This is a genomic window from Planktothrix sp. PCC 11201 (assembly GCF_900009135.1).
Lineage (GTDB): Bacteria > Cyanobacteriota > Cyanobacteriia > Cyanobacteriales > Microcoleaceae > Planktothrix.
In genome coordinates this window covers 47,682-70,801 of sequence record NZ_LT797694.1, presented here as the reverse complement: position 1 = coordinate 70,801, position 23,120 = coordinate 47,682, and the positions used below count along the sequence as shown (strand labels likewise).

The 23,120-nt window shown below is 41.1% G+C and carries 19 protein-coding genes; 5 read left to right on the top strand and 14 right to left on the bottom strand.

Going from position 1 to position 23,120, the window contains the following annotated elements:
- Nucleotides 1-164: 164 nt before the first annotated feature.
- The 12 genes from atpA to PL11201_RS07815 form a co-directional block, all read right to left on the bottom strand.
- A complete protein-coding gene (atpA, locus tag PL11201_RS07875) occupies nt 165-1,682 on the bottom strand; it encodes a F0F1 ATP synthase subunit alpha (protein ID WP_079678048.1) in 1,518 nt (505 codons plus the stop codon).
- Nucleotides 1,683-1,754: 72 nt separating this feature from the next.
- Entirely contained in the window at nt 1,755-2,300 is a 546-nt protein-coding gene (gene atpH / locus PL11201_RS07870; protein ID WP_079678047.1) for an ATP synthase F1 subunit delta, read from the bottom strand.
- A 2-nt stretch (nt 2,301-2,302) separates the two neighbouring features.
- Nucleotides 2,303-2,830 carry a F0F1 ATP synthase subunit B gene (locus PL11201_RS07865; RefSeq protein ID WP_079678046.1) on the bottom strand — a complete coding sequence of 176 codons (528 nt, stop codon included), beginning with the start codon at nt 2,828-2,830 and terminating at the stop codon, nt 2,303-2,305.
- 132 nt (nt 2,831-2,962) lie between these two features.
- Nucleotides 2,963-3,448, bottom strand: coding sequence for a F0F1 ATP synthase subunit B' (locus PL11201_RS07860; protein ID WP_200816725.1), 486 nt, complete (start codon nt 3,446-3,448; stop codon nt 2,963-2,965).
- Between the two features lie 93 nt (nt 3,449-3,541).
- Nucleotides 3,542-3,787, bottom strand: coding sequence for an ATP synthase F0 subunit C (atpE, locus tag PL11201_RS07855; RefSeq protein WP_026786419.1), 246 nt, complete (start codon nt 3,785-3,787; stop codon nt 3,542-3,544).
- Nucleotides 3,788-4,053: 266 nt separating this feature from the next.
- A complete protein-coding gene (gene atpB / locus PL11201_RS07845; RefSeq protein ID WP_079678043.1) occupies nt 4,054-4,812 on the bottom strand; it encodes a F0F1 ATP synthase subunit A in 759 nt (252 codons plus the stop codon).
- Nucleotides 4,813-4,860: 48 nt separating this feature from the next.
- A complete protein-coding gene (locus PL11201_RS07840; RefSeq protein WP_234996637.1) occupies nt 4,861-5,316 on the bottom strand; it encodes an ATP synthase subunit I in 456 nt (151 codons plus the stop codon).
- A gap of 211 nt (nt 5,317-5,527) precedes the next feature.
- Nucleotides 5,528-7,336, bottom strand: a complete 1,809-nt coding sequence (proS, locus tag PL11201_RS07835; protein WP_079678042.1) for a proline--tRNA ligase — start codon at nt 7,334-7,336, stop codon at nt 5,528-5,530.
- Between the two features lie 201 nt (nt 7,337-7,537).
- Nucleotides 7,538-8,122: a Uma2 family endonuclease gene (locus PL11201_RS07830; protein WP_079678041.1), complete on the bottom strand. Its 585-nt coding sequence runs from the start codon at nt 8,120-8,122 to the stop codon at nt 7,538-7,540.
- Nucleotides 8,123-8,175: 53 nt separating this feature from the next.
- Complete coding sequence (locus PL11201_RS07825; RefSeq protein ID WP_079678040.1) at nt 8,176-8,760, bottom strand: Uma2 family endonuclease; 585 nt, start codon at nt 8,758-8,760, stop codon at nt 8,176-8,178.
- Between the two features lie 197 nt (nt 8,761-8,957).
- On the bottom strand, nt 8,958-10,433 hold the full coding sequence (gene glcD / locus PL11201_RS07820; RefSeq protein WP_079678039.1) for a glycolate oxidase subunit GlcD: 1,476 nt from the start codon (nt 10,431-10,433) through the stop codon (nt 8,958-8,960).
- A 72-nt stretch (nt 10,434-10,505) separates the two neighbouring features.
- Nucleotides 10,506-11,798, bottom strand: coding sequence for a hybrid sensor histidine kinase/response regulator (locus PL11201_RS07815; protein ID WP_079678038.1), 1,293 nt, complete (start codon nt 11,796-11,798; stop codon nt 10,506-10,508).
- Between the two features lie 382 nt (nt 11,799-12,180).
- Between PL11201_RS07815 and PL11201_RS07810 the strand changes: the two genes are divergently transcribed.
- Together PL11201_RS07810 and PL11201_RS07805 are read left to right on the top strand one after the other, a co-directional pair.
- Nucleotides 12,181-12,405: a DUF433 domain-containing protein gene (locus PL11201_RS07810; RefSeq protein WP_079678037.1), complete on the top strand. Its 225-nt coding sequence runs from the start codon at nt 12,181-12,183 to the stop codon at nt 12,403-12,405.
- Between the two features lie 22 nt (nt 12,406-12,427).
- Nucleotides 12,428-12,694: a hypothetical protein gene (locus PL11201_RS07805; protein ID WP_079678036.1), complete on the top strand. Its 267-nt coding sequence runs from the start codon at nt 12,428-12,430 to the stop codon at nt 12,692-12,694.
- A 13-nt stretch (nt 12,695-12,707) separates the two neighbouring features.
- Here the strand turns inward: PL11201_RS07805 and PL11201_RS07800 are convergent, their stop codons facing one another.
- On the bottom strand, nt 12,708-15,074 hold the full coding sequence (locus PL11201_RS07800; protein WP_079678035.1) for a DUF262 domain-containing protein: 2,367 nt from the start codon (nt 15,072-15,074) through the stop codon (nt 12,708-12,710).
- 94 nt (nt 15,075-15,168) lie between these two features.
- Complete coding sequence (gene gltB, locus PL11201_RS07795; RefSeq protein WP_079678034.1) at nt 15,169-19,863, bottom strand: glutamate synthase large subunit; 4,695 nt, start codon at nt 19,861-19,863, stop codon at nt 15,169-15,171.
- 237 nt (nt 19,864-20,100) lie between these two features.
- On the opposite strand from gltB, the gene PL11201_RS07790 reads away from it, so the two are divergent.
- The 3 genes from PL11201_RS07790 to PL11201_RS07780 all read left to right on the top strand — a co-directional run.
- Nucleotides 20,101-22,146: a phosphodiester glycosidase family protein gene (locus PL11201_RS07790; RefSeq protein WP_144017695.1), complete on the top strand. Its 2,046-nt coding sequence runs from the start codon at nt 20,101-20,103 to the stop codon at nt 22,144-22,146.
- A 170-nt stretch (nt 22,147-22,316) separates the two neighbouring features.
- Nucleotides 22,317-22,733 (top strand): phosphomannose isomerase type II C-terminal cupin domain, encoded by a 417-nt coding sequence (locus PL11201_RS07785; protein ID WP_079678032.1) that lies wholly within the window; start codon nt 22,317-22,319, stop codon nt 22,731-22,733.
- A 67-nt stretch (nt 22,734-22,800) separates the two neighbouring features.
- On the top strand, nt 22,801-23,120 hold a 320-nt coding region (locus PL11201_RS07780; protein ID WP_079678031.1), incomplete at its 3' end, for a HesB/IscA family protein.

The following is a 23,120-nucleotide window of genomic DNA, read 5'->3' as shown; positions in this document are numbered from 1 at the left end:
TTGTGATAAAAACCTGTAGGGGTTTGGTCTCCAAACCCTCTTTGCGCCTGGGTTTGGAGACCAAACCCCTACAACAAAATGTTACAACCCCTACACGGATTGCTATACATCACCCAGCAACAGTGAATAGTATCTTAATTATTACACTGATAACTGATAACTGATTAAGCTGAGACTAAGAAGGTTTGTTTGAATTCGTTGATCCCCTCTTTCAGCAGACCTTCAGCTTCATCATCAAGGACTTTTTTGCCTTGAACGATTTCCACATATTTGGGCTTGCTATTTTTCAGATATTCCCGCAGTCCAATGGCAAAAGCCACGATTTTTTCAACGGGGATCTCATCAAGGTAACCATTAATTCCCGCGTAAATCACCGCCACCTGTTCAAACAATTGCAGGGGAGAATTTTGGGACTGTTTTAACAGTTCTTGCAGACGTTTGCCCCGTTCCAATTGGTTACGGGTGGCTTGGTCTAAATCAGAGGCAAACTGAGAAAATGCAGCTAATTCAGCATACTGAGCCAACTCCAATTTCACTTTCCCTGCCACTTTCTTCATGGCTTTGGTTTGAGCCGCCGAACCCACCCGGGATACGGAAATCCCCGCGTTCACCGCCGGACGTAAACCGGAGTTAAACAAGTCAGAGGAGAGGAAGATCTGACCATCGGTAATCGAAATTACGTTAGTCGGAATATAGGCCGAAACGTCACCCGCTTGGGTTTCAATGATCGGTAAGGCTGTCATACTGCCGCTACCGAGTTCGTCGTTCAGTTTTGCCGCCCGCTCTAATAACCGAGAGTGGAGATAGAACACATCCCCAGGATAGGCTTCCCGTCCAGGAGGACGACGGAGTAGCAGGGACATTTGACGGTAGGCCTGGGCCTGTTTCGATAAGTCATCATAGATGACCAGGGTGTGTTTGCCCTTGTACATGAAATACTCGGCAATGGTTGCCCCTGTATAGGGAGCCAGGTATTGCAGGGTTGCGGATTCACTAGCACTCGCAGCCACAACGACGGTATAGGCCATCGCGCCTTTTTCTTCTAGGGTTGCCACCACCTGAGAAACCGTAGAGGCTTTCTGACCAATAGCAACATAGACGCAGATCACGTCTTCGCCCTGTTGGTTGATGATGGTGTCAATGGCGATGGAGGTTTTTCCAGTTTGACGGTCACCAATAATTAATTCCCGTTGACCCCGACCAATGGGGATCATGGAGTCAATGGCGGTAATCCCCGTTTGCATGGGTTCGCACACGGAACGACGGGAGATAATCCCAGGAGCAGTAGATTCTAATAGGCGGGTTTCCGAGCTTTTAATATCGCCTTTACCATCAATGGGGCGGGCTAAAGCATCGACAACCCGGCCTAACATGGCGTCCCCAACGGGGATCTGAGCAATTCTTCCGGTGGCGGTGACGGCGGAACCCTCTTGAATTTCCCGACCTTCACCCATTAACACCGCACCAACGTTATCTTCTTCCAGGTTGAGGGCAATACCGATAGTACCGTCGGCAAATTCTAACAGTTCTCCAGACATGGCTTTATCTAGGCCATAAATCCGGGCGATACCGTCACCCACTTGTAGAACAGTTCCGACGTTGGTTTCTTTAACGTCTTGGTCGTACTGTTCAATTTGTTGCTGAATAATACTGCTAATTTCGTCAGGTCTGATCGCTACCATTGTTCTTGTCAGTAGTTAGGGGTTATAAGTTAAAAAAAGATCCCCGACATGAGCATGACGGGTCACCAGATTTTATTGGGCTAATTTGATGCCAATTCGGCGCAGTTGTCCACGCAAACTGGCATCTACTACGCGAGATCCAACTTTAATAATCACACCGCCCAAGAGGTCAGGGTCGATGGTTGTGGCAATTTCCACTTGTCGAGCATTAGTCATGGCTTTGACTTTTGCGGTTAAAGTATTCTGTTGATCTTCTGTTAACGGATGGGCGGAAGTGACTTCTGCCAATACCGTTTGATTCAGTTTCCGCAGTAATACTAAATACTGTTTACCAATTTCCTCTAGGAATAAAATCCGGCCTCGATCTACTAACAGCAGCAAGAAATTCCGCAATGCGGGATTAACTTCATCGGCTGTGATCCTTTGCAGAATGGCTTTTTTATCCTGGGGTTTAACCACAGGACTGCCTAAAAAGGTTTTTAATTCTGCGGAACTGTTTAGTAGTTCGAGTAAGGAGCGAATCTCATTCCCGAATTCTTCGGTTAAATTTCTTGATTGAGCCACGGACATTAACGCCGAGGCGTAAGGCTCAATAATTTGTCCGGCGATCGCACTCATATTCAACCTCCCAGCAGAGCTAGACTCTGATCAATTAACCGTTCCTGAATATTGTCATTCAGATGCTGTTTGAGTTGAGATTCTGCCCGTTCAATGGCTTGACTAGCAATTACAGAACGCAGTTGAGAGATCACCCGTTCCCGTTCTGAATCTAACTCCTGACTGGCGGTGGCCCTCATCCGTTCCACATCTTCGGTGGCTTTAGTCAGAATTAAGTTAGCAACCGTTGTCGCCCGTTCTTCGGCTTCGGCTAAAATCCGTTGGGCCTCAGTTTGGGCGTCACTGAGTTTCTGCTGTTGTTCGGCCAGAGAAACCTGTGCTTGTTCTTGGCGCTGTTCCGCTTCTTTAATGGCTTCTTCAATGGTGGAGCGTCTTTCACTTAGGATTTTTCCTAAAAACCCTCGCCCAAAGTAAACCAGCACAACAATCAGAATAGCTAGGTTAATTAGGTTCGTCTCTAAAATATTGGTATTGAGACCAAATCCAGCTTCAGAGCTAGCTTCTGTGGCTAGTAATAAAACAGTCTCCATGATGTTCTTCTCATAAATGCGCGGCCAAGTCTCTAACCTCTAAATAATTTCAGAAGGTAAAACTTTAGCCTGGGCTATTATCTTCAATCGGAATTTTCTGGAAATCTAACAAAAAAGTTAGGGCATCCAAGATTATTTAACTAACTCAGCCCCTAATAATTTTTCTAAAATTTGGCGACTGAGGGGTTCAACTTGTTGCTCTAAAGCTTGTAGGGCTTGTTGTTTTTCCTGTTCGATTTCTTGAGCCGCTTTTTCTCTGACTTTTTGCGATTCTTGCATAGCTTCTGCTACCTTCTCAGAGGCATTTTTCTGAGCTTCTGCCTGGGCTTTAACAATGGTCGCTTGAGCTTTTTTGCGAGTTTCTGCTAACTCTAATTCGTACTGCCGGGCTAATTTTTCCGCCTTAGCCAGACGTTCTTTGGCGCCCGATTCCCGCTCGCGGATATAATCTGAGCGTTCATCAATTGCCTTTCCTAAAGGTTTATAAAAAACCTGGTTCAAAATCACTGCCAGAACTAAGAACTGTACTGCCATTAACGGCAGGGTGGCATCCAGATCAAAAAGTCCTCCTTCTTTGGCAGCTTCTTCAACCGCAAATAGAATTGTCCCGTGCATTATTGTCCCTTGAATAGTTTCATCAAGATGGATTTTAGACTTAGATTTCAGATGTTCTGAAACCTAAAACCTAAAATCCATGTTTTGGATTACTGTTTAGGCGAAGGGGTTAGCAAACAGCAGTACCAGAGAAACCACTAAACCATAAATGGTCAGTGCTTCCATGAAGGCTAAACTTAACAGTAAAGTCCCACGAATTTTACCTTCTGCTTCGGGTTGACGGGCAATCCCTTCCACTGCTTGACCAGCAGCAATCCCTTGACCAATTCCAGGGCCAATCGCGCCTAAACCAATAGCTAAAGCAGCAGCAACAACGGAAGCAGCAGCAATTAGTGGATTCATGATAATTTTCTTCCTTCTAAATACAAAAGAGTTAACAAACAATCAGTTAGACAAAATGAAATCAATCCCGATCAGCATTGATCAAATTAGGAGGTTTGAAGAAAATATTTTTCTTCTTTGTCCCGTTACAAATGCTAAATTCGTTAGATGGATTGGAGTTCCCAAGACTTTATTTTACCAATAAAGGGGATTAAGTTTAACCCAATAGCAGATTTTAGAAAAATCAATCTCTAAGAAAAGAAATTTTAAAGTTTTTGTTTCTTTTCCTAGTCGTGATGTTCTCCGCCATGTCCTTCTAGGGCTTCACCAATATAGTTCGCCGCCAGGGTCGCAAAAATCAGTGCTTGAATGGCACTCAAGAATAAACCCAAAACCATTAGAGGCAGAGGAATAAACAGGGGTACCAGGAATACCAACACGGCAACCACCAGTTCATCGGCCAAAATGTTACCAAACAAACGGAAACTCAGGGAGAGGGGTTTGGTAAAATCTTCAATCACCCGAAATATAGCGAGAAACGCCATCGGTTGGGCGTAATCAGCAAAATAACCCACTAGGCCTTTTTTTCTGATTCCGGCGTAGAAATACGCTAAAGAAGTTAACAGCGCTAACGCCACTGTAGTATTGATATCACTGGTGGGGGCTGCTAATTCACCAGAAGGCAGTTCGATCACCTTCCAAGGAATTAAAGCACCTGACCAGTTGGAGGCAAAGATGAATAAGAACAGTGTTCCAATGAAGGGAACCCAAGAACGATATTCTTTTTCCCCGATTTGATCTTTAGCCAGGTTGCGAATGAATTCTAGGACGTACTCCATAAAATTCTGCATCCCACTGGGAATTCGCTGCACGTTGTTGCTGGCCAACACTGAGACGATAATCAGCAAACCGATGACAAACCACGAAGTCAGAAAAATCTGACCATGCAGTTTTATACCGCCGACTTCCCAATAAAGGTGCTGGCCAACTTCTAAACTAGCGAGAGGGAGAGGATTGAAGGTGTTTAAAACAGTCAGCATTTCCATGTCCGTAGGCTTCCTCTACAGATTGAGGACTGGAGGATTCCGCGTTACTTATTTAGGCTTGTTGGTGAACACTGTTATTAGCACATACAACATGAGAGCAACTTTGTAGGTGAGAAATCCTAAAAAAATCGGTAGAATCTTTAGCTGATGCAATTGAGTGGCTACAATGATTACACCCGCGAGGATCAGTATCCGATTCTGGCTGAGTTTTTCTTTTCCCCTACCTAGTTTTTCTACATCTTTGCCGAGCATTCGCAAGTAGAATATACCTACTGCTGCCCCAACTAAATAGTTCAGGGCGACATCCAGAGGATAGAAACAGCAAACTGCCACAAAAATTGCCCCCGTGGCTGTGATCGTCATCAATAACAACTGGCGTTGCAATTGATAATACTCCAGCATGGAAGGGTCGGGTTCTACAACGAGATTAGACCCGGATTCTACTGTTTCCTCTGCGTTTGTCATAGCTACTTGGACAGGTTCACCGATTTTTGGTTCAGTCATAACTGCTTGATCCGCTAATCAAAGCGGCAGTTCTAACTTTCCCCAAGTTCACGCACACAGCGTATAACACGCTCTGTAAGCCACAATGAATCATATCATGTTCTGTTCCCAGAACTTAAAATAAAATTAATCATGGCTGTTGACAGTTGACTAAATTGTAGTAAGCCCTTCAGGGCTTTCTTACTTTCTTAACCATCAACCAACAACTCGCCTAATTTTCCAATGCTGCTTTAATATTCTGTTTGAGGGTTGATACGACATCCTCAATGGCGATTTCTTGAGCATTGTGGGTGGCCCGTTCTACCAGTTCCACTTTACCCGATTTGATTGAACGTCCGGTGACAATCCGATAGGGAATCCCGATCAAATCAGCGTCTTTGAATTTTACCCCGGCTCGTTCATTCCGATCATCGAGGAGGGTTTCAATTCCGGCTTGATTTAATTCCGTATAGAGTTTTTCGGCAATTTCCACCTGTTGAGTGTCGGTAATATTAGGAATGGCAATAATCACTTGATAGGGTGCGATCGCCACTGGCCAAATTATCCCATCTTTATCATAGGACTGTTCCACGGCTGATTGGGCTAACCGAGATACCCCAACACCATAACATCCCATGACTAGGGGTAATTCTTCCCCCTGCTCATTGCTAAAGGTGGCTCCCATCGCTTGGGAATATTTAATCCCCAATTGGAAAATATGACCGACTTCAATGCCCCTGGCACTCTGTAAAATTTGGTTAGGGTCATGAACTGCGCGATCGCCTTTTTGAGCTTTTCTGAGATCTACAATAGTTTTGGGTAAGGTAAATTCTTTGCCCCAATTTGCCCCCACAACGTGATATCCTGACTCATCCGCCCCGGTGACAAAATTCTTTAATTCAACGGCCGTTTGATCCACCAGTCTTAAAAACTTAGATTCAAGTTGTTCTCTATGGGTAATATAACTATCTTCTAACTTAGGAGAAATATAGCCTAAAGGTAAAAGTTTTGTTCTCCATTTTTCCTGGGTTTCTTCATCAGGAACCGTTAAGGATAATATCGTTTTTGCCTTAAATTCCGGGGCTAATTTGGTTAATTCATTTTGCAATTTAACCTCATTTACCTCCTGATCACCCCGAATACTAATTAAAACTAAAACCGTTGTGCCATTATCATAAACCACTTGATACAGAACATTTTTAACAATTTGAGTCGGAGAACAGTTCAAGAATTTAGCTAAAGTGGCAATGGTGTTCGTATTCGGAGTTTCTAACTTTTGATATTCGGTAAAACTAGAAGGTTCAGCATCAACCGGATGGGATGTGGCTTTTTCCGTATTAGCGGCATATTTGCCATCTTCAGTATAGAGAACTTCATCTTCTCCCGCCTCTGCTAATACCATAAACTCTTGAGAACCTGACCCCCCAATTGCTCCAGAATCAGCTTCTACCGCTCGATATTGTAACCCACAACGGCTTAACATATTGCGATAGGCTTGATCCATATCTCGATAGGTTTTCTTCAAACTTTCTTCATCGCTATGGAAAGAATAACCGTCTTTCATAATAAATTCTCGCCCCCGCATTAAGCCAAACCGAGGCCGAATTTCATCTCTAAATTTTGTTTGAATTTGATATAAATGAATCGGTAATTGTTGATGGGAACGGATCATATCTTTAGCAATAGTTGTAATCACTTCCTCATGGGTTGGCCCTAATGCTAATTCCCGCTTCCGACGGTCAGTGAGGGAAAACATAATTCCCTCGGCTTTGGTATAGGTATCCCAGCGTCCCGACTCGCGCCAAAGTTCGGCGGGTTGGACTTGGGGAAGTAGACATTCTTGGGCTCCGGTGGCGTTCATTTCTTCTCGGACAATTTGAGAGACTTTTTGCAGCACTCGCCACATTAGGGGAAGATAAGCGTAAATTCCACTCCCAATGCGGCGAATATATCCCGCCCGGACTAATAGTTTATGACTAGGAATTTCCGCTTCTTTGGGATCTTCGCGCAGGGTGACAAATAGCATTTGAGAGAGTCGCATTTTTATATTTCCTAAAATTAAAGACCAATTTATTATTATCGCAGAATTGTGTTAAATTCGATTATCCTAATTTAAGGAACCACAAAGGCACTAAGACACTAGGAAATTAGAATGATCATTGCTGTGATCAAAAAACCAGAAAACTAATTAATCTATTTTTGTTTTCTATACCTTATGGATTTTATTATTCTTTAATTTCTCCTAATTAGTTTTAGGCGGAAATACTTTAGATAAATCTAAGGTTAAATCAGGAAAACAGGGTAAGGTTACAGACTGAGTAGGCAAATAAATCAGTTTACGAAGATAACCAAACTCTCCTTGTGATTTTTGATAGGGATCGCTATAACATTCTAAACATAAATCAAATAAATTAAAAATCCAATAATCGGTAATATTATTTTCAGCATAAACAGATAATTTAACTTGCTGATCATAGTTTAAAGAGGAATCAGAAACCTCAATGAGCAGTAAAATATCTTGTGCAGTGGGATGAGAAGTTACATAATCATCCTGTCGATTTCTAAGAATTGTAAAGTCTGGTTCGGGTTCACTATTAGGCAGTAAAAGAATAGGAGATTGACATTGTAAAGTTGCCTTTTCTATAATTAAATGACTCAATTCTCGTAATAATTTTCTTAGACAAGTTTCGTGCATTCTTCCTTTTGCTGCCATTTCGATCATTTCTCCGCGAATCAGTTCAACTCTATCATTTTCTTGGAAAAAGCCTAATTCAGTTAGGCGATGATAGTCTTGGATGGTAAATTTTTTAACAGTTGCGATCGCCATAATTTTAAAGGTTAATAATTTCTGGGTTTAATGTTATTATCTGTTATTCCTGATTAATTTATTGTGGGCGGAAATACTTTAGTTAAATCTAAGGTTAAATCAGGAAAACAGGGTAAGGTTACAGACTCGTTAGGTAAATAAATCAATTTACTGCGGTAACCAAATTTTTCTTGTAAGTTTTGATAGGGTTGACGATAACATTCTAAACAAAAATCAACTAAATTAAAGATCCAATAATCGGTAATATTATTCTCAGCATAAACCGATAGTTTTGTAGTTTGATCATAGTCTAAAGATGAATCGGAAATTTCAATCAAAAGTAGAATATCTTCTGTATGGGGATGACCGTTTATATAGTCATCCTTTCGGTTTTTAACAATCACTCGATCCGGTTCTGGTTCACTATAAGATGATAAAATAATAGGTTGTTGTCCTCTTAAGGTTGCCTGTTCTCCAATGAGTTTGTATAGTTCTCTTTCTAAGCGAGTTTCACAAACAGAGTGGGAAGTTCCTTTTGCTGCCATTTCAATGATTTCTCCGCGAATGAGTTCAACTTTATCCTCTTTTTTTAAAAAGCCTAATTTAGTCAGGCGATGATAGTCTTCGATGGTAAATTTTTTAACAGTTGCGATCGCCATAATTTTAAATAAAAATAGGATTGATATTCATTATAATACAGTGCGAGCGTCCTCGTTCGCTGGAGAGGTTTTGAAGAAACTCCTATAATCAATATAATCAAATATTATAACCTCGGCACGGATTATTATATCTATTCAATAGATAATAATTAGCGAGCGGGGATGCTCGCACTACCAAGAGATTTTAACAAAATTAATTAAAATAGTTCTGTCCCTTCAAACTGTTTAATATTTTGCAGTTTGGCGGACTCTCCACAGGTGCGAGGAGTGGGTAACATTTTACCCGGGTTAGCTAAACCTTTGGGGTTAAAAACTGTTCTTACCCATTCCATGGTTTCTAAATCAACTTCGTTAAACATTTGGGGCATATAACATTTTTTATCTGCACCAATACCATGTTCCCCCGATAAACTTCCCCCCACTTCCACACAAATTTTTAGAATTTCTCCGCCAATTTCTTCAACGGTTTCTAATGCACCTGGGATGGAATTATCATATAAAATCAAAGGATGTAAATTGCCATCTCCCGCATGAAAAACATTAGCAATCCGATACCCATATTTTTCTCCCAGGGCTTCAATTTCTTTGAGAACATAAGCCATTTTTGTCCGGGGAATCACGCCATCTTGAACATAATAATCAGGACTGACATGACCCGCCGCGGCGAAGGCTGCTTTGCGTCCTTTCCAAATTTTTAACCGATCTTCTGCATTACTAGCGGTGGTAATATTTCTCGCCCCATTGTTGATACAAATTTCACTCACCCGTTGTTTATTAGTATCAACTTCCACCTGTAAACCATCTAATTCAACTAATAGAATTGCCCCCGCATCCCGAGGATATAAACCAATTTTTACCACATCTTCAACGGCATTAATACTGAGGTTATCCATAATTTCCATCCCCCCAGGAATAATCCCCGAACTGATAATATCAGAAACCGCCGACCCAGCCGATTCTAAATTGGTAAAATCTGCTAATAAAACACAAATTGATTCCGGTGCTTTTAAAATTCTTAAAGTAATTTCGGTGGCAATGCCCAACGTCCCTTCTGAACCAACAAATAACCCGGTTAAATCATATCCAGGCATTTCAGGAATATCGCCGCCAATATCGACAATATTACCATCGGGAGTGACGATTTTTAGCCCTAGAATATGGTTGGTTGTCACCCCATATTTTAAACAATGAACGCCACCGGAATTTTCGGCAACATTTCCCCCAATAGAACAAATAATTTGACTAGAAGGGTCAGGAGCATAATAAAAACCTGCCCCGCTCACAGCTTGTGTCACCCAATTATTAATTACTCCCGGTTGAACAACTACGCGCTGATTTTCTAAGTCAATATTTAGGATTTTTCGCATTAAAGCGGTGACAATTAAAACACAATCTTCTACGGGTAAAGCGCCACCAGAAAGTCCGGTTCCCGCTCCTCTAGCGACCCAAGGAATCAAATTGCGATCGCAAATTTTAACAACTTCTGCGACTTCTTCGGTGGTTTTGGGAAGCACTACTAATGCAGGACGTTGGCGATAGCTAGTCAGTCCATCACATTCATAAACCAGTAATTCTTCTCGACGTTGAATCACGCCTTTTTTCCCAACTATCGCCTCAAATTGTGGAATTAAGGGTTGCCAGTTTCGGGTTGCTTTTGATTGGGTAGCGACCATAGGAATAATAATTAGGAGAATTATGGATAGTTTATATTATATCGTTTTTGAGGAATATTTTTATGATTGATTTTAGGCATTCATTTTAATCGGGAGATCGATAACAAATTCACATCCTTCTCCTTCCTTAGAATTAAAACTTAGTGTTCCTTGGTGTTTTTGAACAATAATTTCATAGCAGGTTGTTAACCCTAAACCCATTCCTTGACCCACGGGTTTAGTCGTAAAAAATGGGTTGAATAATTGAGATTTGATAGTTTCTGACATTCCTATCCCATTATCTTTAATTCTAATTCTGACTTGATCGGGGTTAATTAATTCGGTGATAATCCAGATTTTAGGGGGAATATCAGGAGAAATTTCTGAACCAACGCCCAACTCTAAAGCATCTATTGAATTGCTTAATAAATTCAGAAAAACTTGATTAATCTGACTAGCATAACAGGTGACACGAGGTAAGTTATTATAGGATTTGATGATTTGAATTTCCGCCCGTTTTTCTTCCGCTCTCAAGCGATATTGTAACAGCAGTAATGTACTATCAAGTCCTTGATGTAGGTCTACGGGTTTAATATCCGATTCTCCTAAACGAGAAAAAATTCTTAATGCCAGAATAATGGTTCTAATTCTTTCTGTGCCTCTTTGCATCGACTCCAGAATATTTTGGAGATCATTGGCAACAAATTCTAAATCAAATTCTTCTAAGATTTTTTTAATATTTGCACTAGGTTGAGGATATTCTTTTTGATATAAATAAATTAAATTTAACAAGTCTTGAATATATTGTTGAGTTGGAGCTAAATTTCCTGAAATAAAGCTAATCGGATTATTGATTTCGTGAGCAATTCCAGCGACAAGTTGCCCGAGACTCACCATTTTCTCTTTTTGGATCAGTTGAGATTGCGTGGATTTTAATTCATCAAGAGTTAATTGAAGTTGAGAATTTTGTTGCTTTAATTGACTTTGTAACCGTTGAATTGTCAGTTGATTTTGAATCCGAATTAAAACTTCTTCAAATTGAAACGGTTTAGTAATATAGTCTACTCCACCCGCTTTAAATGCTTTAACTTTATCTAAAACATCATCTAAAGCACTTAAAAAAATCACAGGAATATTACGGGTGCGTTCATCTTTTTTAAGCTGTTCACAAATTTCATAGCCATTCATTTCGGGTAAATTAATATCTAATAAAATTAGATCGGGTAGAACAGTTTTAACGGCGGTCAATGCCATTTTTCCATTAATTGCTTTCCGCACATTATATCCCTGATTCACTAGCATTTGAGACAAGAATCTCAAGTTGTCTGGAATATCATCAACAATGAGAATATCAGGTTTAGGTTTACTATTTGAATAGGAATTCATATTAGATATTTAAGATCGGGTATAGAAAATAGTAATTGTTGTCCCATTTTTGAAACAGGCAAGTAATTCCTGCTGCTCTGAAAAAGTTAATTATGTTTTTTCTGTTCCCTAGTTTATATTCCCTATTTTAACTATTAATCCAGGATGATTATAGAATTTTCATTAGGGATATTAACAGAATATCAGACAGCACCCTATGTCCATTATAATAACATTATAATAATTTTTTGCCAGTGTGGAAGACAAAAATAGTTTTTATATAGAATAATTAAATCAAGGATATAATAGATCTATAGGATTTTTATTCAACCTGTCATTCCTAAAATAAGAGTGCATATTAAAGAGTGTATACTAGAAAAAAGCTATTATGGGGCTGTTTTGAATGTCAACCCTACTACAAAGAATCACAATCAATCCTAGGCAATGTGGGGGGCGTCCCTGTATTCAAGGGATGAGAATTCGGGTGTCCGATGTGTTAGACTTGTTTGTGGCTGGGCTAACTGCTGAAGATATCTTAGAAGAAATGCCTGATCTCGAAGCAGATGATTTAAAAGCATCTTTTTTCTATGCCTCGCGGAAACTGAATCACCCGGTATTAGTAGCATGAAAATCTGGATGGAGAAAACAAAATGAACGAACAATTACTACTCAATAAATGGCAAAAATTAAAATTAGAAGATCAAGAAAGAGTTTTAGCTTTTATAGATTCTATTGACAAAGAAAAGCCAGAAGAAAAATTATCTGAAACTACTGAATCTCTTTACAAACCCCAGACAGAATTAGGTAAAAAACTTTGGGAAATTAGACAAAAAATAATTAAATATCCAAATACTAAATTATTAGATTTGGATGATATAGAAGCTGAGTTAGATGAAATTAGAAGTAAAAATAAATGACAATTATTCTAACTTATTTGGATTCTGGAGTTTTATAAGATAACCATTCATACATACGTTCCCAAAGAATATCGCATATACGTTCTGTTCTTTTTTCAACAAAATCTTTATCCCATTTATCTGTTGCTCCAATTTCTACAATTGGTTTGATATGATGAGCGTGAGATGCTTGAGTTAACAATTTGATAGTGGAATCATTTAGATTAACCCCATAGGTTTGTGCTTCCTGTTTTAACTCAATTAATTTATCGGGATCTATTTCCGCTAAATGACGATAGTAAATCCATTTTTCAAGCCAATTTCTATTACTAGCAGAAATATTAATTGGTGTAGGTAATAGCGTTAAATTACCAATCTGCTGATAATCATCATTTTCATATAAACCTTCATCCCAAACAGAATCTGATTGTATATCTGGTTTTTGAGGTGCTATATGCTCAATACTCTTAAAATCATTAGAATTCCATTGGCTTGGTTCTAAATAAGATAGAGATGAGTTAGTTCTTCCAATTTTCATCAAACCAACTTCGTCGGGATCTAAAATAGTATCTTGTGATGTAACAAAGAGAACAAAACGACATACTTTTTGAACATTATCATATCTTAAATAATTAGTAGCTTTATTAATCCATTTTTCTTTTGATCCTATTCCCTTATCCTGAAGTTGATTTTTGAAATGAGTTGTTAAATTTTCTAGGGTTACTTCAGAGTTTCCTTTTTGAACAGACATTTTTTGTTGGAGTAAGTTTTTATAGACATGATCTAATCCTGTATTGGGTAAAGCAGAACGCCATAAAGTAAAAAATGCAGCAACTATTTTGCAAGCTTTGGCAAAATTTTCTTGAGCTTGTCTGTGATTTTCTTCTTCTAAGTCTTCAGAATTGCTTGGGGTGCAAATTGCTAAAGCATAAAAACGACTTAGAATTGTATGTGCCATTTTATGATTAGCATCTTGGAGATATGACAAGCAAAAAGAGGCTCGTTTTCTTTTTGACTCATCTAACAAAAATAGTTCTGGTAAAGAGTTTTTTATATTAGCAGGAGAATAAATAACTTTTTGACAATAGACGGCTATATTCCCCATCTGTTCAATAAACTCTTTTTTATCTTCTATTGAAGACTCTTGACCTTCAGGACTACCACAGTTTTTCTGAAATTTTTCAATCAACCATTTTCTCTGAGTGCTAAATTGCTTTGATAAACTTTTACCTTCATAATTTAATGATAATAAAGTCAAGTATTCATTAGTTCTTTTATTTTTGCTAGAAGCACTTCGTAAGCCTTTCATTAATTCTTCAACTTTTGTAAAAGATTTTTCAAAACTAGAGTTTTTAAATCCATTAGCTTCAGAATCAGCAATATTAACTACAAGGGGTTTAAAGGTTTCAATAGCTGTAAGGGGGGTTCCTGTTGCATTTAAAGATTGAAACATATCAAATGCACGAACTTGTGATACAGGTTTAATTACTGTAAAACAACACCGCTCAAGAAGATAATTTGAAAAAGCAAATAATTGTACCAGAGAACAAATATATTTTTGATATATATCAAATGAATCAGGCTCTATGCTTCCACAATCTTTTACAGATTGAAATAATTTTTGACGTTCATAGACCCATAATTCAGATTGATTGATATTTTGTACAATATCCCAAGCTGAAGGATAATCATTATCACTACCTAGATGAGCAGATTTTACTTTATCTAGCCATGCTTGAATTGATTTTATATTATCTGCGACTAAAGAATTTTTTCTGGCTTTTGGAAATTGAATATTATTGTTATCAACCACTTTAATAAAATCAGCCAAATAGGAAGATATATCTGATTTGTAATGTTGATTGTTTTGACCCTCCAGTGTCCAACCATCTAGTGAGCCTCTAATTATAATCGGTTTCCGTTTTGGGTTACCACGCATTAAGTCAAATGAAAAAAGTTCTATAAGATTAGCTAAATAAGTATCAGTCGCTTCTATTAAACCGTCTAAATCATATAAATCAGAAGCTGGAATACGTTCTTGTTTAAGTTCATAAATCTTTTCATATAAGCAGCAGGCTAATAAAGCAATGGTTGAAATTCTTTGTTGTCCATCAATTACATTGTCTATACGAGGAGGAATAGCTCGATGGTCTTGTGGCTTGATATTATTAGTAGTATCATTTTCTGTCACCAAGATAATTGTGCCCATGAAATGGATTTTATCTTCTCCACTTAAAAGGTCAAAAACTCCTGAACAAATATCATCCATTAATTGTTCAATATTTTCATCATCCCAACTATATTCTCTTTGATACAAAGGAATGTAGTATCCAGTTCCCGGTTGTTTAAAGAAATAAGAGACTGGATCACTTGACGTCTGAAAAGCTCTTGAAATGTCCATACAATCCCCTTGATTAGACTCTAAAAAATATTAAATCAGCCCCCTCCCCAATTTGGAAAGGGGGTTGAGGGGTTAACTCTTAGAATTGACCACCCTAAATAGCAACCGCCACGATCGCATTCGACGCTTCCGGACTATCTTTTTCCGAAGGAGGAACAACTTGCCAGAACTTGGGTAAATACTCCGACCAGTTCGCCAGAATGGTTTTCGCCTTCTCGCTGACCGTGTGTTCCGCGTGTTGTGTGATTAACTCTTTTAACTGCTGTTCACCCATCGGCGTACTCACCCGTTGAATTTTGACGATTTCCGGGTTCACCATTTCAGGAAACTCCCCATCTTCATCAAGGAAATAGCCTAAACCTCCGGTTTGTCCGGCGCCCACATTCCGCCCCACCTTACCAAGAACCACAACCACCCCACCCGTCATATATTCGCAACAGTGGTCGCCAGCCCCCTCAATAACAGCCTTACCCAAGGAATTCCGCACCGCAAACCGTTCTCCGGCTTTTCCGTAGGCGTATAAAGTTCCCCCGGTGGCCCCATATAAACAGGTATTCCCGATAATCACGTTCTCCGAGGGGTTATAAGTGACCGCCGCCGGAGGTTTAATAATAATCTCTCCCCCGTGCATCCCCTTCCCAACATAATCATTAGCTTCCCCCGTCAGAGTTAACTTAATTCCGGGGAGGTTGAAGGCTCCAAAACTCTGACCTGCTGCACCTGTAAAATTCAGGTTAATTTGGCCAGCAAAGCCACTATTTCCATAGAGAGAGGCAATTTTTCCGGCAATGCGTGTCCCCACCGTCCGGTCAGTATTCACGATCCGCAGGGTTTTCGTTACCGTCCCCTGGTTTTGAATGGCGGTGGCAATTTCCGCATCTTCTAATAACACATCATCTAAGACCGGGCCGTTACTATGGATGGGTTCATGGTTTAACCAAGTGCGATCGCTCGTTACAGGCGCTTGGGTAAAGACCTCTAAATGCAAGTGTTGGGTCTTGGCTACATTCACCCCGTCCCGACGTTTCAACAGGTCAGACCGTCCCACTAAATCCACTAATTTGCGATATCCCAACCGCGCTAGAATATGACGCACTTCTTCGGCGACAAAATAGAAGAAGTTCACAACATGGCCCGGAGTTCCGGGGAACCGTTCTCGCAGGCGTTCCTGTTGGGATGTCACCCCCACGGGACAATTATTCGTATGGCAAATCCGAGCCATAATACAGCCCTCGGCAATCATGGCAATGGTTCCAAAGCCGAATTCCTCAGCCCCCATTAAAGCTCCCATCACCACATCCCAGCCACTTTTGAAGCCGCCATCCACGCGTAACCGCACCCGATCGCGGAGTTTATTACCCATCAACACCCGATGAACTTCCGTTAACCCCAATTCCCAAGGGCTCCCCGCGTGTTTAATGGAGGTCAAGGGAGAGGCTCCCGTCCCCCCGTCGTGACCGGAAATTTGGATATAATCGGCGTTGGCTTTGGCAACTCCGGCCGCAATGGTTCCAATTCCGACTTCTGCGACTAATTTCACCGAAACCGTAGCCTTGGGGTTGATTTGGTGCAGGTCAAAGATTAGTTGGGCCAGATCTTCAATGGAATAAATATCATGGTGGGGAGGGGGAGAAATTAGGGTGACGCCGGGTTTAGACCGCCGCAACATGGCAATATATTCGCTAACTTTCTTCCCGGGGAGTTGCCCGCCTTCTCCGGGTTTAGCCCCTTGAGCCACTTTAATCTCGATGGACTGGGCATTCATCAAGTATTCGGGGGTAACGCCAAACCGTCCCGAAGCCACCTGTTTAATTGCTGAACTGGCACTATCCCCGTTTTGGAGTCCTTTTAAATGGGGACGGCTGGCCGAAATCCCATTAGCATCGACATCGTTAAAAATCTGGTAGCGGGCGGGATCTTCCCCACCTTCGCCGGAGTTGGATTTTCCGCCTAAACGGTTCATGGCGATCGCCAAGACTTCATGGGCTTCGGGAGATAGGGCCCCCAGGGACATCCCCCCGGTACAGAAGCGTTTGACAATTTCTTCGACGGGTTCGACTTCTTCTAAGGGGATAGAATGGCGATCGCTGTTAAAGTCCAACAAATCCCGCAAGGCCGTGGCTGGGCGGTTTTCCACAAATTGACGATAGAGTTCGTACAGGTCGAACCCTGGTTGTGCGACCGCACCCTGTAGAGACGTTCCATGGAACGTCTCTACAACGGGGCCAGAACGTACGGCTTGATGTAGCAATTTTGTCATCTCGGGGTTATTTAAGTGATATTCTCCCCGCGACCTGGCATTGACAAACCCAAAGTTTTCTAACTTTTTCGCCTCCAGGGGAAATGCCTTAGCATGGAATTGATAAACCTCTTGGCTTAACTCAGCAATGCTCAAACCCCCAACCCGAGAGACTGTCCCCCGAAAACCCATTTCCAGTAAATCTTCCCCAATCCCAATGGCTTCAAAGATTTGTGCTCCACGATAGGAAGATAACAGAGAAATTCCCATCTTTGATAAAATTTTGAGTAACCCATCTTCGACGGCTTGGCGATAGTTTTTCTGGGCATCTTCCATAGTCATCGGGGGGATTTTGCCCTTCGCCAGATTGTTCTGAATTAGGGGACTCGACCACCAATGGCGCACGGTTTCTAAGGCCATGTAGGGACAAATTGCCGAAGCCCCATAACCGACTAAACAGGCAAAATGATGGGTACTCCAACATTGGGCCGTTTCCACCACCAGGGAGGCTTGTAACCGTTTACCAATTTTAATTAAATAGTGGTGAACCGCTCCCACGGCTAACAACGGCGGAATATAGGTTTGTTCGGCCGTTAATCCGCGATCGGACAGAATAATAATTTCTTTGCCCTGATCCACCGCTTGGGCGGCTTTTTCGCAAAGTTGGGTAAGGGCGATCGCGCAACCATTCGGCCCTCCTTCCAAACTATAGAGGGTGGACAGGGTGATCCCCGGAAAATCCGACTGACGCAACGCCTCTAACTCCGCCTCATTCAACAGGGGAGAGTTAATTTTATACAGTCGGGCGTCTTCGGGTTTGAGATCTAACAAATTGCCCCGTTTCCCTAACTGCATGGAGAGGGACATCACAATCCGTTCTCGCAACGGATCAATTGGTGGGTTTGTTACCTGAGCAAATCGTTGTTTAAAATAGTTATATAATAACTGAGGTTTATTTGAAAGCACCGCTAGGGGCGTATCATCCCCCATACAAAACGTCGCTTCCTTGGCCGTACTCGCCATATCGGAAATTTGGATATCCACATCCTCCGCCCCGTAACCAAAGGCGGTTTGCTGTTGCAGGAGGGTGTCCGATGCTAATTGTTTTTCACTAATAAAGGGTTGGGGCTGCCCATCGGTGCGATACTGTTCTAACCAGGAGCGATAGGGGTGTTCATGGGCGACCCGTTGTTTGATCTGCCAATTTTTCAGGACTTCATGGGTACTCAAGTCCACCGCAATCATTTGTCCGGGCCCTAAACGGCCTTTTTCCTGAATTTGGTCTTCGGGAATATCCACCACTCCGGCTTCGGAGGAAACCATGATCACGCCATCTTTGGTGATACAATAACGGGCGGGACGCAGGCCATTGCGATCCAAGCAAGCCCCAATTTGTTTTCCATCACTGAACACCAATAAAGCCGGGCCATCCCAAGGTTCTTGGATGCCGCTATAATATTCGTAAAAATCCGTAATTTCCGGTAGTTCTTTTAGGTTAGGCTGGTTTTGATAGGCTTCGGGCACCATGATCATCAGCGCTTCTAGGGGACAGCGCCCGGTTCTCACCAGCAATTCTAGGCAATTATCTAAATTAGCTGAGTCGCTATTATTAGCATCCACAAAGGGAATGAGGGTTTTTAAGCGATCGCCCCAAACCGGATGGGCTAAGACATTTTCCCGCGCCCGCATCCAGTTAATATTACCCAACAGCGTATTAATTTCCCCATTATGCCCTAACAGTCGCATCGGTTGAGCCAAGGGCCAGCGCGGCATGGTATTGGTACTGAAGCGCCGATGATAAACGGCGAAATTGCTCTTATAGTCGGGGTTAACTAAATCTAAATAAAATTCTCCCAGGATCGCCGATCGCACCATGCCTTTATAAACAATAGTACGGCAGGAAAAAGAACAAATATAAATATCCTCACCCCAGACTAACCCATCCTGTTTTAAGGCTACCCCAGAAGATCGACGGGCTAAAAACAGTTGTCGGTCAAGATCATCCCCGATATTTCCCTTAGCCGAATAAACCATAACCTGTTCGATGCGGGGTTGGTTTTCCCGCGCCTGTACTCCCAGGACTTCCGGTTTCACCGGGACTTCTCGCCAACCTACAATAACTAATTCTTCTTGTTTAAGGTCAGTTTCAATAATTTCACGGGCTTTAATGGCTAAATCAAGATCTTGGGGTAAAAACACCATCCCCACCCCATACTTGCATTCCGGCTCTTGTAAAATATCAATATTTCGTTCAGCAAACCAAGGAGCTAACAATTCCCAGGGAATAGCGGTCATGATCCCGGCTCCATCCCCGGAGTCCTGATCGGCGCTACAACCCCCCCGATGTTCTAAGCAGGTTAAGGCGGGTAGGGCTTTTTGTAGAATAGAATGGCTCGCCCCCCCCGATGGGTTAGCAATAAACCCCACCCCGCAGGCGTCTCTTTCTTCCACTAACCACGGTTGACCCGGGTAGGGGTAGCCCATATTTCCTGCTATGAACTCTTGTTGATGGTTTGGTTGGGGGTTGTGATTAACTCTAGTGTTATCCATATCTTGATTCTATTGAGTGAGGATGCTTGAAGCGATTGAATTTTAACCAAAATTGACATCGGGTGCAAAAACCCTAGTCTGACTAGCATACACCCAATTGGGTCACGGTAGGGGTGAAAATTTAAGATCTGTTGACATATCAGATTGTTTAGGATAGATAGTTGGTTGGTAACGGTCTATCAATACGGGCTAATTATTTTGATTTTTCTTGCTATCTATAACAATCCTATTTGATCTGTGTTCAAAATTAGTGATGAAAAGGGAATGCTGAATTTTAATTTAATTCATAAACCGAAAAAGATTATTTTATTGTTAAGTATTTTGGGGTTGAGTCTTCTACCTATTTCCGCTCTTGCCGAACCAAAAACAGATCCAAATCGACAACAGGGAAACACTATTGAAATTAATGGTAATTTAATTAATATTCCTTGGCATATTGATAAATCTAATAGTAAATCAAAAATTGCTGTTAAAATTAGTGATATTGGATTAATGCAAAATCTAGGAATCGATCTCCTTGATAGCAATAATAGTTCCCAACAACCGATTCAATGGTTTTCTGATCAATCTACTTTATCGGCGGAATATATTAATCCCTATCGCTATTTAGATTTATCGAATTTTACAGAATCTTCCCAATGGCAAATCAAACCGGAGGGAAGCAAATTAAAAATTACTATTCCCCCTTCCACTATTCAATCTTTGCGTATTGAGCCTTTATCTGTAGATAGTAGTAATTTACCTCAAAATGATATCACATTTTCACCTCAAAGAATTATTATTGAACTTGATAAACCGACTATTTGGCAACAGCCCAACCCGGAAATTAAAAAGCGATCGCCTTCTATTCCGCCTCAACCTTCTCCCCCCCTAACGGATGATCCGACTACCCGAAATCAGAATAATTCCCCTCAACCTGTTACTCCGGTTTTACAGGATTGGAGTCTAACTTTAGAGGCTAAGATTACCCCTAAACTATTATCCGATAGTCCAGAATTTTTTAAGCCAAGTATTTTGACCAAAAGCCCAAACTTAATTCCACCCAATCCTAATTCTACTCATCTACAATTAGAATCTAAAAATAATCAAACTCAGGTTAAATTTAGTCTTCCTCCCGGTTGGCGTCCGGTGGTCACTACCTTAAACTCTCCCTATCGTTTAATAATTGAGATTAAACCGGATTTTCTTACCCCTAAAAATATTTTATGGCAACCCGGAATTAGATGGAGACAGGACTATATTAAAATTCCCAAAACTGAAGCATCTTTAGGATCTTTACTCAATCAAATTTTAAAACCTTCTCAACCCTCGGTTGATCAATTTCCCGTATATTGGTTAGAAATTAATATCAATCAACCCGAAATTAAACTCACTCCAATTTTAAGTAATCCCAATGCTCGTCAAGGCACTTCAACCCTATTAAATATCGCACAACAAGCAAAAGTTCCCGTAGCTATTAATGGAGGTTTTTTTAATCGCAATAATCAACTCCCACTCGGGGCTATTCGGTTTCATAATAATTGGTTATCCAGTCCGATTTTAAATCGAGGAGTCATAGCTTGGGGAAAGGATAAACCTATTTTGATGAATCGTTTAATCTTAAAAGAAACCTTAACTACAGCGTCCGGTCAAACTTTCCCATTACAATATCTCAATAGTGCTTATGTTGAAGCCGGAATTTCTCGCTATACTTCCGACTGGGGAAAATCCTATAGCCCGATTAACCAGCAAGAACATATTATTGTAGTTGAAAATAACCAAATTACCCGTTATATTGAATCGAATAAACCAGAATCATCCGTTGTTAATATCCCAACTCAGGGTTATTTATTAGTTGTTCGAGGTCGTCCCGAATTATTAAAATTATTACCCGTCGGAACTCGTTTACAATTACAAAGCCAAACCGAACCGAAAGAATTTCAAAATTATCCGAATATTTTAGGGGCGGGGCCGTTATTAATGCAAAATCGTCAAATTGTTTTAGATGCCGCTCAAGAACGATTTAATCCCGCTTTTCAACAACAAAAAGCCATTCGGAGTGCGATCGCGATTACTAATAATAATACCTTACTCCTGGTGGCTGTCCATAACCGTCCCAATGGTTCCGGCCCAAGTCTAGCAGAACTTGCTCAAATATTGCAAAAATTAGGAGCCGCAACCGCCCTCAATTTAGACGGGGGAAGTTCCACCAGTCTCTATCTCGGAGGATATTATTTAGACCGTCCTTTCTCCACCGTAGCACCTGTTCATAACGGTCTAGGAATTGCGATCACCGATCATTAGGGTTTAAAGCAGATTATGATAGATCACATAGTCAGCAGGGTGTATTCGCTGTTAGTAGTGGTGGGGAGTATTCTGGAGAACGCACAAGAGCCATCCAGGGGCTTATGAATACACCCCAAGTTTTAATACCAATTTAACTTAGGTAAAATCTTTGATAAGGAAATAGGATTATGGTAGCAGTCAAGGAAAGTGTGGGAAATTCTAAAGATTCCACGGGGAATGCCCCCAATATCGGTAATACTCCCACGGAATTGAGACCTTGGGGTTCATTTACAACCTTGGAAGAAGGGCCAGGATATAAAATTAAACGTATTGAAGTCAAACCTGGTCATCGCCTAAGTTTACAGATGCACCATCATCGGAGTGAACACTGGATTGTGGTAGCCGGAACCGCTAAAGTGGTTTGTGGAGACAGTGAAGAAGTTTTATTCTCTAACCAGTCCACCTATGTTCCTCAATGTACGTCCCACCGTTTGGAAAATCCCGGTGTGATTCCTCTGATTTTAATTGAAGTTCAGAATGGGGAATATTTGGGAGAGGATGATATTATCCGATTCCAAGATGACTATGCTCGTACCCCCGCTTAAAGCGCACCAAAAACCCATATTTCCGGTAATCTAAAAATAGATTAACGTTTCTGTGAGTAGGTGTTTCATGATTTCTCTGAGTCCAGCAGCCACTCGTGAGGTACTCCGCCTCAAGTCAAAGCAAAATAATCCTCATCTGTACTTTCGTCTTGGGGTGCAAAGGGGCGGCTGCTGTGACTGGTCTTATACCATGGGATTTGATGCAACCCAGCAGTCGAGCGATATCGTTTATCAGTCTGATCAGATTAAAATAGTGGTGGAGTCGGAAAATTTAAAGTACCTAGAAAATCTAACAATTGACTATTCTGAAGATTTAATGGGAGGAGGGTTTCGCTTCCAAAACCCCAACACCACTCAAAGCTGTAGCTGTGGCTATTCCTTTGTCGC

What these genes read in the sequence shown, in the direction of transcription:
- PL11201_RS07865 (WP_079678046.1), bottom strand. Translation starts at nt 2,830, where the DNA reads ATGGAGACTGTTTTATTACTAGCCACAGAAGCTAGCTCTGAAGCTGGA.
- PL11201_RS07800 (WP_079678035.1), bottom strand. Translation starts at nt 15,074, where the DNA reads ATGGACATTTCAAGAGCTTTTCAGACGTCAAGTGATCCAGTCTCTTAT.
- gltB (WP_079678034.1), bottom strand. Translation starts at nt 19,863, where the DNA reads ATGGATAACACTAGAGTTAATCACAACCCCCAACCAAACCATCAACAA.
- PL11201_RS07810 (WP_079678037.1), top strand. Translation starts at nt 12,181, where the DNA reads ATGTCAACCCTACTACAAAGAATCACAATCAATCCTAGGCAATGTGGG.
- proS (WP_079678042.1), bottom strand. Translation starts at nt 7,336, where the DNA reads ATGCGACTCTCTCAAATGCTATTTGTCACCCTGCGCGAAGATCCCAAA.
- PL11201_RS07815 (WP_079678038.1), bottom strand. Translation starts at nt 11,798, where the DNA reads ATGAATTCCTATTCAAATAGTAAACCTAAACCTGATATTCTCATTGTT.
- atpA (WP_079678048.1), bottom strand. Translation starts at nt 1,682, where the DNA reads ATGGTAGCGATCAGACCTGACGAAATTAGCAGTATTATTCAGCAACAA.
- atpE (WP_026786419.1), bottom strand. Translation starts at nt 3,787, where the DNA reads ATGAATCCACTAATTGCTGCTGCTTCCGTTGTTGCTGCTGCTTTAGCT.
- PL11201_RS07785 (WP_079678032.1), top strand. Translation starts at nt 22,317, where the DNA reads ATGGTAGCAGTCAAGGAAAGTGTGGGAAATTCTAAAGATTCCACGGGG.
- atpH (WP_079678047.1), bottom strand. Translation starts at nt 2,300, where the DNA reads ATGAGTGCGATCGCCGGACAAATTATTGAGCCTTACGCCTCGGCGTTA.
- PL11201_RS07830 (WP_079678041.1), bottom strand. Translation starts at nt 8,122, where the DNA reads ATGGCGATCGCAACTGTTAAAAAATTTACCATCCAAGACTATCATCGC.
- PL11201_RS07840 (WP_234996637.1), bottom strand. Translation starts at nt 5,316, where the DNA reads ATGACTGAACCAAAAATCGGTGAACCTGTCCAAGTAGCTATGACAAAC.
- atpB (WP_079678043.1), bottom strand. Translation starts at nt 4,812, where the DNA reads ATGGAAATGCTGACTGTTTTAAACACCTTCAATCCTCTCCCTCTCGCT.
- glcD (WP_079678039.1), bottom strand. Translation starts at nt 10,433, where the DNA reads ATGGTCGCTACCCAATCAAAAGCAACCCGAAACTGGCAACCCTTAATT.
- PL11201_RS07825 (WP_079678040.1), bottom strand. Translation starts at nt 8,760, where the DNA reads ATGGCGATCGCAACTGTTAAAAAATTTACCATCGAAGACTATCATCGC.
- PL11201_RS07805 (WP_079678036.1), top strand. Translation starts at nt 12,428, where the DNA reads ATGAACGAACAATTACTACTCAATAAATGGCAAAAATTAAAATTAGAA.